Here is a 13810-nt window from a genome sequence, read left to right as displayed (position 1 = left end):
ACATGAGCACAGCTGAAATCGTCCCGGCCACAGAGCTGGGTGCCGTGCACTTCATCGGAATCGGCGGTTCGGGCATGTCCGGGATCGCACGGATCATGGTCATGAACGGCGTCACCGTCTCCGGCTCCGATGCGAAGGAATCAGCGGTCGTCGACGTGCTGCGGACACTGGGCGCCAGAGTTGAGATCGGACACTCGGCAGACAACCTCGGCGAGGCAGACACCCTCGTCATCTCCTCAGCCATCCGCAAGGACAATCCCGAGCTCGTCGCAGCCGAAGGCAGGGGCCTGCGGATCCTCCACCGCTCGGGTGCACTGGCATCGCTGATGGCCGACAAGCGAGCCGTGGCGGTGGCCGGGACCCATGGCAAGACCACCACGACGTCCATGACGACCGTGGCGCTGCAGGCCTGCGGGCTCGATCCCTCGTTCGTCATCGGGGGCGTGCTGTCCACGACGGGCACCAACGCCCATCTGGGCACCGGAGACGTCTTCGTCGCAGAGGCGGACGAATCGGACGGCTCGTTCCTGCTCTACGAGCCCACGATCGGCATCCTCACCAACGTCGAAGCGGACCACCTGGACTACTACGGGACCCCTGAGAAGGTACGGGAGGCGTTCGTCGAATTCTGTGCCGGCATCGGTGCCGACGGCGGCACCGTCATCGCCTGCGCCGATGACCCAGGTTCGCTCGATGTCGCCGAGCAGGCACGGGCGCAGGGGACTTCTGTCATCCTCTACGGCGCCTCCGAAACCGCGGATATCCGCCTCCGCGAACTCCAATCGGGTCTGGTCTCCGAATTCGTTCTCGATGTCCCAGGACAAGCAGAGCCATTGCCAGTCGCGCTGCGGCAGCCGGGTACCCACAACGCACTCAACGCGACGGCGGCTATCGCCGTCGCCCACAGCCTCGGCGCCGATGTGGCCAAGGCGGCCAGCGGACTCGGAAACTACGGAGGCACCCGGCGACGTTTCGAAGAACGGGGAATCGCGGCCGGTGTGCGCGTCATCGACGACTACGCTCACCATCCGACTGAGCTGCGAGCGGTGCTCAGCGCAGCTCGCGGTGTCGTCACCGAAGAGGGCAGGGTGTGGGCGATCTTCCAACCGCATCTCTACTCGCGCACAATGGAGTTCCGAGCCGAATTCGGCGAAGCCCTCGGGCTCGCCGACGAGGTCGTCGTCCTGGACGTCTTCCCAGCCAGGGAGGACCCAGTTCCAGGTGTCACCGGTGCGCTGATCGCCGATCGCGTCCCACACGAGAACGTGACCTTCGTCGAATCATTCAACGAAGCGGTGCCGTATGTCGCAGCGCGTGTGCGCCCCGGCGACCTTGTGCTCACACTCGGTGCCGGGGATGTGACGATCCTCGGCCCTGAGCTGCTCACCGCTCTGGAGGCCTGAACACCGTGGCGCCCCTTCCCGAACCGCGCACCGGTGACAACTCGACCGCGGACCTCACCGGGGTCATCCGTGCCCGCCGGAGACAGGTGTGGCGCTCCCGCCTGATTCTCATCGGCGCAGTCGCTGCGGTCCTCATCATCGTCGCTGTGCTCTGGTTCTCGCCCCTGCTGGCCTTGGACAAGGTCAGCGTCAAGGACAGTAACCTGGTCGACGGTGAGAAGGTCACTGAGGAGGTTCTCCGCACCGAGGGAGGGACACCGCTTCCCCAGGTCCGACCGGGAACCGTGGAGAAGAACGTGCTCAAGGAGTTCCCCCGCGCGAAGGAGGCCTCGGTGCACTACTCAGGTCCGCGCAGCCTGAGCATCGAAATCACCGACAGGGACCCGGTTCTGGCGATCACAACGAGTGACGGATACGAGCTCTTCGACGATGAGGCCGTGAACCTTGGCACCGTCAAGAAGGCGCCGAAGGGTGTGACCGTGCTCAAAGAGTCCGGGGGCGCACCCGATGAGAAGACGGTGGCCGCCGTGATCCGCTTCATGGCCGAGCTACCACCCAAGCTGCGCTCCGACCTGCACTCGATCCAGGCGAAGGATGAGAAGAACCTGTCAGGGGTCATCGACACCGGAAAGACGAAGGCGAAGGTGGTCTTCGGTGACGACTCGAGCGCCGGCCTGAAGATGCGCACCGCGCTGCAGCTGGCGGCCGACGGACGCACCGAGATCGACGTCTCCGTCCCCTCGGTGCCCGTGACGAACTGAAAACCGTCGATTCCGGAGCAGTTGCCTCTCATTGCCGCCGACACACCGGGGCTGAAGTTTGGCCGATGTCCGACACTCCGGCGAGAATAGTTGCAGTGGTGTTGCCCCGGACAATAGCCTCAGGGCAAAGAAGACTTTTCGAATTTGCACGCAGATGATGCGTGGACGATGCGCCGAAAGAGGAACCGACTTGGCTGAATTCCCAAATTCCGGAGCGGATATCAAGGTTGCCGGTACCGGCGGCGGCGGTGTCAACGCTGTTCAGAGGATGATCGACGTCGGTTTGCGCGGCGTGGAGTTCATCGCGATCAACACGGACGCCCAGGCACTCGTGCTCTCGGACGCAGATGTGAAGCTGGAGATCGGCCGCGACCAGACTCGCGGACTCGGTGCCGGTGCTGATCCGGAGATCGGCCGGAAGGCCGCAGACTCCAGCGAAGAAGCCATCCGCGACGCACTCGATGGTGCCGACATGGTCTTCGTCACCGCAGGCGAAGGCGGCGGAACCGGCACGGGCGCAGCCCCTGTCGTGGCTCGTGTCGCACGATCCCTGGGAGCACTGACGATCGGTGTCGTCACCCGCCCATTCACCTTCGAGGGACGTCGTCGTTCCGCGCAGGCCGAGGCAGGCATCGCGGCACTGCGCGAAGAGGTCGACACCCTCATCGTCATCCCCAACGACCGTCTGCTCTCCATCTCAGACCGCAGCGTCTCCGTCGTCGACGCGTTCCGTTCGGCCGATGAGGTCCTGCGCTCGGGTGTCCAGGGCATCACGGACCTGATCTCCGTCCCGGGACTTATCAACCTCGACTTCGCCGACGTGAAGTCGGTCATGCAGGACGCCGGAACCGCGCTCATGGGCATCGGAGCTGCGACCGGTGATGACCGTGCCGTCCAGGCCGCCGAATCCGCCATCGCCTCGCCTCTGCTCGAGGCCAGCATCGACGGCGCCCACGGCGTGCTGTTCTGCATCCAGGGCGGTGCCGACCTCGGCCTGTTCGAAGTCAACGAAGCTGCTCGTCTGGTGCAGGAGGCTGCACACCCCGAAGCCAACATCATCTTCGGTGCAGTCATCGATGACAACATCGGCGACGAATGCCGCGTCACGGTCATCGCCGCCGGATTCGACAACACGGTCGCCGGTCAGGATTCAGCCCCGGTCGAGGCTGCTCCTGCCTCGATCCCGATGGCGACGAATCCCTCGGACATCGAATCCGCACCGCCGGCAGAAGACGCCGAGCCCGCTGCACCAGCGGCAGCGGCCGAGCCTGAGCCTCGCAACGAGGACCATCAGATTCCGACCTCACTGCCCAACGAGCGTAGCTCATCGAGCTTCGACAACGACCTCGATATCCCGGATTTCCTGAAGTAAGATGCTGCACTCGAGATTCGTCGTCCCCGGAAGGCTGAACGCACATGTGGCGTTCACCGACCGGCACGGCGGCTACTCGAGGGGAGATCTGTCATCATTCAACCTCGCACGACACGTCGGGGACGATGATGAGCTGGTCGCAGCGAACCGCGCAGCTCTGGCCCAGGTCCTCGGGCTGAGCGGAGAACGACTGAGCTTCGTGTCCCAGGTCCACGGGACCGACGTGCACACCGTCGAGTCACCGGAGCAGCTGCGGGAGGCTCCGGCGACGGCAGATGCGCAGGTCACCACCCGCGGTGGCATCGGCTTGGCCATCATGGTCGCAGACTGCACACCGATCATGCTCGCGGACCCGGACGTCGGAGTCATCGGCGCGATTCATGCCGGACGCCCCGGAATGGCCGCAGGCGTGGTGGCGGAGACGATCACCCATATGCGGGATCTGGGCGCTGCGAACATCCACGCGATCATCGGACCCTCTGTGTGCCCACGGTGCTACGAGGTCCCGGCCGCGATGAGGGACGAAGTCGCAGCGGTCGAACCAGTGGCCGCCTCGGTGTCGGTGACCGGAACCCCGGCACTTGACGTCGCCGGGGCAGTGGCCGAACAGCTGCGTCGGGCGGACGTGCACATCGATCATTTCTCCCGCACCTGCACCCGCGAGTCCGAGGACCTGTTCTCCTACCGCAGACACCAGAGCACAGGCAGATTCGCAGGCGTGGTCTGGCTCCAGGAAGAAAACCCCACGACACACCCATGAGACTCACCCGCCAGGCCGGTCTGTTGAGATAGTTTGGCGGCAGGCGAGGAAGTGCCGAAGGCCGAGGAGTGGAAAAATGTCAGCAATCAAGAAGACGCTGGAATACCTGGGTTTCGTCGAAGAAGAGGACGAGCCCATCGAACGTCGTGACCGCGAGGTCATCGACACCTACGAAGAGCCCGTCGACGATCATGTCGAGGAAGAAGAGGAACGGCCCTCCGCCCAGGTGACGCCGATCCATCCGTCACCGATTCGTCCAGTCGACTCTCCCGCGCCAGGAATCTCCATGAACCGCATTAAGACAATCCACCCCCGCAGCTACAACGACGCGATGGTGATCGGTGCCGCGTTCCGTGAGGGAACCCCGGTGATCATGAACCTGTCCGAAATGGACGAGAACAACTCAAAGCGCCTCGTCGACTTCTCCGCCGGCCTGATCTTCGGTCTGCACGGCTCGATCGAGCGTGTGACCAACAAGGTGTTTCTTCTCACCCCTGAGGACATCGAGGTCAGCGGCGAGAACGAGTCCGACCCCGACACCCAGGCGAGCTTCTTCAACCAGAGCTGAGACTGGTTCAACAGAACTGAGTCCCGTTCAAACAGAACTCAGATTCGTTCAACCAGAGTTGGGCACGTTCAACCGGAGCGGGGTTGCGTCAACTCAGACGCAGCCTCATCGACCAGAACTGAACCTCGCGAACTCAGGCGAATTCGCCTGGACCAGCACTGAGATCACCCGCCCGGAACTGAACTGAGATCACCCGGTCGGACCTGTTACGGCGTAGTCCGTGCAACGCGTTCGGGCTCTGGTCGAAGTCATTCTGATCTCATCCTCAGCTCGACCGTATACGCTGGGGATCGACAGCTAAGCACCAAAGAAAGGCACGAGGAAACACGTGGCCATCATCTTCTACATCCTCGGCACGGCACTCAGTCTTTACGTCTATGTTCTGCTGGCGCGAGTCGTCCTCGACCTCGTCCAGGTCTTCTCACGCGAATGGAAACCTGCTGGTTTCTTCCTTGTTCTGGCAGAGATCGTGTACACGCTGACCGATCCGCCGCTGCGCCTCCTGCGCAAGGTGATTCCGCCCCTGCGCCTGGGTCAGATCTCACTGGATCTGGGCTTCATCGTGCTGCTGATCGGAATCCAGATCCTTGCATCTGTTCTGTTCAACTTCTCGAGGGTGAGCGCCTGAAGCAACTCGCTGAGAACACTTACAGCACGAGCTTCCTCTTCGTTTCACTACTGTTACACGCATCACTGCGGCTGTCCTGAGAAGGTGCTCAGTTCGCGGAACAGAACCGGGTGTTGCTAGGCTCGATTATTACAACTTCGTCATATGAAAATTGCGACACGGCATTTCTGCAGGACAAAACTGCAGGTGTTACGCTAATGTGACGTTGAAGCCGTCTTTAAGGCGGCAGCGTAATGAATGTAGATCGACCAAAGGTGACCTCATGGCGCTCACGCCTGAAGACGTAGTAAACAAGCGGTTCCAGCATGTGAAGTTCCGCGACGGGTACGACCAGGATGAAGTCGACGATTTCCTCGATGAGGTAGTCGTAGAGATCCGCCGTCTCTACCAGGAGAACGACGAACTTCGTCAGAAGCTCTCCACCGCCGAACAGCGCGTCAAGGAGCTCGACGCCGGCGGAGCATCTGCTGCCGCACCCGCTAAGGACATCGACGCCACTCAGGCAATGCCTGCCGCGGTGCCGGCTCCCTCCTCGCAGAAGGCCGCCGAAGCGCCGAAGCAGGAGCAGACCCCAGCAGCACCTGCTGTCCCGGAAACCACCGAACAGCCTTCCGCACCTGCAGTCAAGGAAGCAGCACCTGCCGCTCAGGCTCCTGCAGCGAAGGAATCTGCTTCTGCCGGCAACAACGCAGCACCAGCTGCTGCAGCAGGCACAGCCGCTGGTCTCGGCCTCGGTTCGGGTCTCGGCAGCGGAGACGGCGACGCCCACGGGCTCATCGCTCTTGCACAGCGCGTCCACGACGAGCATGTGGCTGAAGGCGAACGCCGCCGCGACGAGCTCATCAGGTCTGCAGAGACCGAAGCCAAGGACATCGTTGGCAAGGCTGAGACCAAGCGCGACGAGACACTGTCGACCCTGGAAACCCAGAAGTCGACCCTCGAGCGCTCCATCGATCAGCTCTCGAACTTCGAGCGTCAGTACCGCACGCGGCTCAAGAGCTACCTCAACGATCAGCTGCGCGACCTCGAGAATTCGACAAGTCTGGCACCGGAGACCCTGGACGGGAACTCCTTCGGTTCGTCGTCGAATCACAAACTCTGATTCGTCACAGCAGACACGCAAGGTCCGGGAGCTCCATGGAGATCCCGGACCTTGTTCGTGCCCGGGTGAGATGGCGCATAACGGCTCCTTCCGTGCCATCGCGTCATCAGTCAGTGAGTTAGAATGAGCCAAATGAACGATGATGCCACTGAGACAAGACCCCGGCGGCGCAGAATGCTCGGGATGCTGTTCGGCATTGCCGGGATCGTCCTTATCGTGGATCAGTTCACGAAGTTCCTCGCGGTCCGATTTCTCGAAGGACAGGAGCCAGTCGCCGTCATCGGCACTCTGGCAGGCTTCAACTTCTATCGGAACCCAGGTGCGGCACTCGGACTCGGGTCCGGTGTGACGTGGATCTTCCCTCTCATCGCAATCGCTGTCTTCGTCGCGATCATCATGTTGTCGAGGAAGTTGGGCTCCGTGGCCTGGGCCATCGGACTGGGTCTGCTGTTGGGCGGACTGTTCGGCAACCTCGTGGACCGGCTGTTCCGACAACCGGGATTCCTCCACGGTGCCGTAGTCGATTTCATCGACCTATCGTTTTTCATCTGCAATGTCGCTGACATTGCGATATCCTCAGCGGCTGTCACCCTCGTGGTCGTCAGCCTCAAAGGCATTGAACTGGACGGATCGGACTCGAAGCACGAGAACACGGTCGGAGAGGACACACATGGCTGAACGCTCGATCCTGGTACCCGAGGGCCTCGAAGGCCAACGGGTGGACTCTGCGCTGTCGAAGCTGCTGGGGCTCTCCCGCACAGCAGCCGCCGACATCTGCGCCGAAGGGGGCGTGCAGCTGTCAGGACAGGTCGTCGCAAAATCGGATCGGGTCTCCGCCGGAGAGCGTCTGGACATCGAGATGCCCGAACCTCCGCGACCGCTGGAAGTCGTCCCGGATCCCGTGCCCGGAATGAAGGTCGTCCACGACGAGGATTCCTTCGTCGTCGTCGACAAACCCGTCGGCGTCGCCGCTCACCCGGCACTGGGCTGGAAGGGGAGGACCGTCGTGGGCGGACTCGCCGCAGCCGGCTTCAGAATCGCGACCTCGGTGCACCCGAACGACAGGGAATCGTCCAGCGCCTCGACGTCGGCACCTCGGGCCTGATGGTCATCGCAAAGAGCGAATACGCCTACAGCGTGCTCAAACGCGCGTTCAAGGAACGCACCGTGGAGAAGACCTATCACGCCGTCGTCCAGGGACTGCCGGATCCTGTGCTCGGCACCATCGACGCGCCCATCGCCCGCAACCCTCGCCATGACGGTCTCTACGCCGTCCACAGCGGAGGTAAGAACGCGATCACCCACTATGAGGTGCTCGAAGCTCACCGACGAGCGTCCCTGGTCGAGGTGCATCTCGAAACCGGGCGCACCCACCAGATCCGAGTCCACTTCTCTGCGCTGAAACGCCCCTGCGTCGGTGATCTTCCCTACGGCGCGGATCCGACTCTGGCCAAGGACCTTCACCTGGAACGTCAATGGCTGCACGCCGTCAAGCTCGGCTTCCATCACCCGGAGTCGAACGAATGGGTCGAATTCGAGAGCGGATACCCCGAGGACCTGCAGTACGCGATCGATCGCATCCGTACGTCCTGATCTCACCTCGGAAACTGCGTCGCAGCTCCGTAGCGCCACCTCGCTGACCGACATCTTCTCGGTCGCCGAGGTGGCGTTTCGGGCTCCGCTGGCAGACCCGGAGATGGTCTAAGCTGGGGGTCGCAGCAAAGGTCATATCTGAGGGAAGGCTGTCAGTGCCGAAAGACGATTTCGTCCATCTTCACGTCCACACCGAATACTCCATGTTGGACGGAGCCGCCCGACTCACGGACCTGATGGCCGCGACCAAGGCATCGGGAATGTCGGCCATCGCGACCACGGACCACGGCTATCTCTTCGGTGCCTTCGACTTCTGGTCGCAGGCGACCGCAGCCGGCATCAAACCCATCATCGGCGTCGAGGCCTATGTCACTCCCGGCACCGACCGGCGCGATAAGACCAGGGTGAAATGGCGCACGGATGAGTCGCAGAAACGTGACGATCTCTCCGGCGGTGGTGCCTACACCCACATGACCCTGCTCTCACGCAACAACACGGGCATGCGCAATCTCTTCAAGGCCTCGTCCTACGCTTCCCTCGACTCTGTCTTCAGCAAGTGGCCGCGCATCGACCAGGACCTGCTCGAGACCTACTCGGAGGGGCTCATCGCGACCACGGGCTGTCCCTCGGGGGAGATCCAGGTCCGCCTGCGCCTCGGGCAGTACGAAGAGGCCAGGGCCGCTGCCGGCAAATACCGTGAGATGTTCGGCAAGGACAACTACTATGTCGAGCTCATGGACCATGGGCTCTCGATCGAAAAGCGTGTGACCAAGGACCTCATCCGTCTGTCGAAGGAGATGGACATTCCCTTGGTCGCGACCAACGACCTGCACTACACGCATGAGTCCGATGCGAAGGCCCACGAAGCGCTGCTGGCCATCCAATCCGGGTCGAAGCTCATCGAGCCCACCTATGACCAGGGCGGCTCCCGCTTCGCCTTCTCCGGATCCGGCTACTACCTCAAATCGGGTGCGGAGATGCGCGCCCTGTTCTCCGAATTCCCCGAGGCCTGCGACAACACCCTCGAGATCGCCGAGAAGTGCGAAGTCTCCTTCGACACCTCGGCGAACTACATGCCGAAGTTCCCCTGCCCTCCCGGCGAAGACGAAACGTCCTGGCTGGTCAAAGAGGTGCAGACGGGACTCGAATACCGGTACCCGGGAGGAATCCCCGACGATGTGCGCAAGCAGGCCGACTACGAGCTCGACGTCATCATCTCGATGGGCTTCCCCGGTTACTTCCTCGTCGTCGCCGACTTCATCAACTGGTCGAAGGACAACGGCATCCGCGTCGGACCCGGACGTGGTTCGGGTGCCGGCTCTATGGTCGCCTACGCGATGCGCATCACCGACCTCGACCCGCTCAAGCACGGACTGTTCTTCGAGCGCTTCCTCAACCCTGACCGTGTCTCCATGCCCGACTTCGACGTCGACTTCGATGATCGTCGCCGCGGCGAGGTCATCGACTATGTGACACGGAAGTACGGTGACGAACGTGTCGCCATGATCGTCACCTACGGCACGATCAAGACGAAGATGGCGCTCAAGGACTCCGCGCGCGTCCTCGGCAAGCCGTTCTCGATGGGGGAGCGTCTGACCAAGGCTCTGCCCCCGGCCGAGATGGCCAAGGACATTCCGCTGGCCGACATCGAGAACGCCGAATCGAAGCGCTACAACGAGGCGGGGGAGTTCAGAGAATTCGTCGACTCCGACCCGGATGCGCGTGAGACCTTCGAGACGGCGAAGGGCATCGAGGGACTGAAGCGGCAGTGGGGCGTCCACGCTGCCGGAGTGATCATGTCCTCGGACCCGATCATCGATGTCATTCCGATCATGCGTCGTTTCCAGGACGGCCAGGTCATCACCCAGTTCGACTACCCCACCTCTGAGGGCCTCGGACTGATCAAGATGGACTTCCTGGGGCTGAGAAACCTCACGATCATCTCCGACGCGGTTGAGAACATCAAAGCGAACCGCGATTACGATCTCGATCTCGAACACCTCGACCTCGACGACCGCGGGGCCTACGATCTGCTCTCCCGTGGTGACACACTCGGCGTGTTCCAGCTCGACGGCGGTGGACTGCGCGCCCTGCTGCGACTGATGAAGCCGGACAACTTCGAAGACATCTCCGCAACGATTGCGCTCTACCGTCCGGGCCCCATGGGTGCCGACTCCCACACGAACTTCGCGCTGCGCAAGAACGGTCTGCAGGAGGTCACCCCGATCCATCCGGAGCTCGAGGAGCCTCTCGAGGATATCCTCGGCACGACCTACGGTCTCATCATCTACCAGGAGCAGGTGATGGCGATTGCGCAGAAGGTCGCCGGGTACTCGCTGGGCCAGGCGGATATTCTGCGTCGCGCCATGGGCAAGAAGAAGAAGTCCGAGCTGGACAAACAGCAGGTCGGCTTCTTCGGCGGCATGAAGGAACGCGGCTACTCCGAGGCGGCGGCGCAGGCCCTGTGGGACATTCTGCTGCCCTTCTCCGACTATGCGTTCAACAAGGCCCACTCGGCGGCCTACGGTCTCGTGTCCTATTGGACGGCCTTCCTCAAGGCTCACTACACGGCAGAGTACATGGCCGCGCTGCTCACCTCGGTGGGCGACAACAAGGACAAACTCGCGATCTACCTCAATGAGTGTCGACGCCTGGGCATCACGGTGCTGCCGCCAGACGTCAACGACTCGGCCCTGCACTTCACCCCAGTCGGTGAGGACATCCGCTTCGGTATGGGAGCCGTGCGCAACGTCGGCGCCAACGTCGTCGACGGCATCGTCGAAGCCCGTGGGGAGAAGGGGGCATACACCTCCTTCACGGACTTCCTCGACAAGGTGCCCAGCCACGTCTGCAACAAGCGCACGATCGAATCGCTCATCAAGGCCGGCGGCTTCGATTCGCTGGGCCAGACTCGCAGATCACTCGTCGAGGTCCATGAGGAGGCCGTCGACTCGGTCATCGGCGTCAAACGTCAGGAGGCCAACGGCCAGTTCGATCTGTTCGCCGGACTCGGCGGGGACGATGACGAGCCGAGCTTCTCCGTGGCGATTCCCGACCGACCGGAATGGGAGAAGAAGGAGAAGCTCGCGTTCGAACGCGACATGATCGGCCTCTACGTCTCCGACCACCCGCTCAATGGTCTCGAAGGAGTCCTGGCAGCTGAGTCGGAGGCCTCCATCGCCGAGGTGGTGGATCCGGAGTCCCACCGCCACGATGGATCGCAGGTCAAGATCTGCGGCATGATCACACAAGTCAGCCGCAAGGTGTCGAAGAACTCAGGCAAGCCGTACGCGATCGTGACCGTGGAGGACCTGAACGCCGAGGTGGAGGTCATGTTCTTCGGTGACACCTACGAACCTGTGGCGAGCCTGCTGACCAACGACCTCGTCATCTCGCTGACCGGACGCATCCGCCATTCCGATGACCGCCCGACGTCGATGATGGCGATGTCGATGACGATTCCCGATGTCACCGACCCGAAGGATCGTCCGCTCAACCTCATGCTGCCGATGGAGAAGGCCACAGAGGAGATGGCCTCGAAGCTGCTCCAGGTCCTCGAATCCCACAAGGGCCAGACCGATGTGCACCTGGTGCTCTCGCAGCCGGGCCGGCAGACGGTGATGCGTCTGGATCGCGCCATCCGCGTCGATCCCAATCCGAGCCTCTACGGTGACCTCAAGGCACTGCTGGGATCCCGCTGTCTGACAGCCTGAGAACACGAGCGGTGAGGGCGGGGACTAGAATGGTGCGGGTGAACATTCTGGACTTCCGCGGCGAGAGACTGAACAAGCGATTCCTCAAGCAGAGACTGCCTCGTGCCGCCGAGACGCATGCCGACATCGAACGACGAGTCGCCGAGCTCCTGGCTCAGGTACAGGCTGGGGGAACCCGTGCCGTGAAGGAATTCACCGAGAGGTTCGACTCGGTCACCCTTGAGTCGCTGCGTGTGCCCGCCTCCGAACTGGAACGCGCCGAAGCCGAACTGGACCCCTCGGTCAAGGCTGCCCTGGTCGAATCGATCTCCCGAGCCAGGAAGGTTGCTGCGGACCAGCGACCCACAGACGTCCGCACACAGTTGGCCTCCGGTGCGCACGTGACGACACGGCACCTGCCGATCGAACGAGTCGGTCTCTATGTTCCCGGCGGGCTGGCAGTCTACCCATCGACCGTCGTGATGAACGTCGTGCCGGCACAGGCTGCAGGGTCAGCCTCACTGGCTATCGCCAGCCCACCGCAGAGCAACGGACTGCCCCACCCCACGGTGCTCGCCACAGCCCACATCCTCGGCGTCGACGAGGTCTGGGCCATGGGCGGTGCCCAAGCCATCGGAGCGCTGGCCTACGGCCTCGATGATGAGGAGCAGCTCGACCCCGTCGACCTCATCACCGGTCCGGGCAACGCCTACGTCGCCGCCGCCAAATCGCTCATGCGATCCCAGGTCGGCATCGACGCCGTGGCCGGACCCACCGAAATCATCATCCTCGCAGACGCGAACGCCGATCCGGCCTTCGTCGCCGCCGATCTCATCAGCCAAGCCGAACACGACGAACTGGCGGCCTCCGTTCTCGTTACGGACTCGACCGAACTCTCCGAACGGGTCCAGGTAGAACTGCTCACCCAGGTCCCGGCCGCCGCACACGAAGCGCGGATCAACACCGCACTGTCGGGTCAGCAGTCCGCCATCGTCCTCGTCGACGATATCGACGCAGGAATCGATGTCGTCAACGGCTACGCCGGGGAGCACGTCGAGGTCCACACCGCCGAGGCTGATACCGTCGCTGCCCGCATCACCAACGGGGGAGCGGTGTTCGTCGGAGATTGGTCCCCGGTGTCCCTGGGCGACTACTGCGCAGGCTCGAACCACGTCCTGCCCACCATGGGAACCGCGGCACACGGCTCCGGCCTCGGAGTGCACTCATTCATCAAGGTCAGCCAGGTCATCGACTATGACCGTTCGGCACTGGCCGAGGTCGCCGACCACATCGAGGTGCTGGCCGACAGTGAACAGCTGCCCGCCCACGGTCGCGCCGTCAGCATCCGGTTCGAGGAGTAGATATGCGTTGTCCGTTCTGTCGTGAATCAGATTCCCGAGTCGTCGATTCGCGGACCAGCGAAGACGGCGCCGCGATCCGGCGTCGCCGGCAGTGCCGTCATTGCGGGCGCCGCTTCACGACCATGGAGGCGACCAGCCTCTCGGTGATCAAGCGTTCCGGTGTGACCGAGGAGTTCTCCCGACAGAAGATCATGTCGGGTGTGCGCAAGGCCTGCCAGGGGCGTCCGGTCAATGACGACGACCTGGCGAAGCTCGCGCAGAAGGTCGAAGAAGACATTCGGTCCAAAGGGATCGCCGAGATCGATGCCGACGAGGTGGGTCTGAGCATCCTCGAACCGCTGCGCGAACTCGACCAGGTCGCCTACCTGAGATTCGCCAGCGTCTACCAGGGCTTCGACTCCCTCGAAGACTTCGAGGCGGCGATCGACTCGCTGCGTGCCGACGCCGCATTGAAATCGGGCGATGCCAGGCAGGCAATTCCCGAAGATTTCCAAGCCTGAGAAAATCACCGACAGAATTCTGTGAGCGGAGTAGTCCAGCGCACCGATTCTTGTGTAATATTGACAGTGC

General features: G+C 62.7%; 11 protein-coding genes and 1 pseudogene. All 12 read left to right on the top strand.

The window, feature by feature from the left end; translation table 11 throughout:
• Nucleotides 1-2: 2 nt before the first annotated feature.
• The 12 genes and pseudogenes from murC to nrdR all read left to right on the top strand — a co-directional run bounded on the left by murC (nucleotide 3) and on the right by nrdR (nucleotide 13740).
• Nucleotides 3-1403: a UDP-N-acetylmuramate--L-alanine ligase gene (gene murC, locus PGC08_RS11910; protein WP_271708469.1), complete on the top strand. Its 1401-nt coding sequence runs from the start codon at nucleotides 3-5 to the stop codon at nucleotides 1401-1403.
• Nucleotides 1404-1408: 5 nt separating this feature from the next.
• Nucleotides 1409-2164, top strand: a complete 756-nt coding sequence (locus PGC08_RS11905; RefSeq protein ID WP_271708468.1) for a cell division protein FtsQ/DivIB — start codon at nucleotides 1409-1411, stop codon at nucleotides 2162-2164.
• A gap of 190 nt (nucleotides 2165-2354) precedes the next feature.
• Nucleotides 2355-3536: a cell division protein FtsZ gene (gene ftsZ, locus PGC08_RS11900; RefSeq protein ID WP_009883149.1), complete on the top strand. Its 1182-nt coding sequence runs from the start codon at nucleotides 2355-2357 to the stop codon at nucleotides 3534-3536.
• A gap of 1 nt (nucleotide 3537) precedes the next feature.
• On the top strand, nucleotides 3538-4296 hold the full coding sequence (pgeF, locus tag PGC08_RS11895; RefSeq protein ID WP_069600306.1) for a peptidoglycan editing factor PgeF: 759 nt from the start codon (nucleotides 3538-3540) through the stop codon (nucleotides 4294-4296).
• Nucleotides 4297-4372: 76 nt separating this feature from the next.
• On the top strand, nucleotides 4373-4864 hold the full coding sequence (locus PGC08_RS11890; protein ID WP_009884374.1) for a cell division protein SepF: 492 nt from the start codon (nucleotides 4373-4375) through the stop codon (nucleotides 4862-4864).
• A gap of 328 nt (nucleotides 4865-5192) precedes the next feature.
• Entirely contained in the window at nucleotides 5193-5492 is a 300-nt protein-coding gene (locus tag PGC08_RS11885; protein WP_069600305.1) for a YggT family protein, read from the top strand.
• A 262-nt stretch (nucleotides 5493-5754) separates the two neighbouring features.
• Nucleotides 5755-6594, top strand: coding sequence for a DivIVA domain-containing protein (locus PGC08_RS11880; RefSeq protein ID WP_271708467.1), 840 nt, complete (start codon nucleotides 5755-5757; stop codon nucleotides 6592-6594).
• A gap of 132 nt (nucleotides 6595-6726) precedes the next feature.
• Nucleotides 6727-7272 (top strand): signal peptidase II, encoded by a 546-nt coding sequence (locus PGC08_RS11875; protein ID WP_271708466.1) that lies wholly within the window; start codon nucleotides 6727-6729, stop codon nucleotides 7270-7272.
• Nucleotides 7265-8187, top strand: a pseudogene (locus tag PGC08_RS11870) (RluA family pseudouridine synthase). The gene PGC08_RS11875 and the pseudogene PGC08_RS11870 overlap by 8 nt, the downstream one beginning before the upstream one ends.
• Before the next feature lie 203 nt (nucleotides 8188-8390).
• Nucleotides 8391-11900, top strand: coding sequence for a DNA polymerase III subunit alpha (gene dnaE, locus PGC08_RS11865; RefSeq protein WP_236850743.1), 3510 nt, complete (start codon nucleotides 8391-8393; stop codon nucleotides 11898-11900).
• Between the two features lie 29 nt (nucleotides 11901-11929).
• A complete protein-coding gene (gene hisD / locus PGC08_RS11860; protein ID WP_009884380.1) occupies nucleotides 11930-13240 on the top strand; it encodes a histidinol dehydrogenase in 1311 nt (436 codons plus the stop codon).
• Nucleotides 13241-13242: 2 nt separating this feature from the next.
• Complete coding sequence (nrdR, locus tag PGC08_RS11855; protein ID WP_009884381.1) at nucleotides 13243-13740, top strand: transcriptional regulator NrdR; 498 nt, start codon at nucleotides 13243-13245, stop codon at nucleotides 13738-13740.
• Nucleotides 13741-13810: the final 70 nt, after the last annotated feature.

Source organism: Brevibacterium sp. BDJS002, from assembly GCF_028201555.1.
Lineage (GTDB): Bacteria > Actinomycetota > Actinomycetes > Actinomycetales > Brevibacteriaceae > Brevibacterium > Brevibacterium aurantiacum.
The sequence above is the reverse complement of the archived record's forward strand: the minus strand, read 5'-3'. Positions and strand labels throughout refer to the sequence as shown.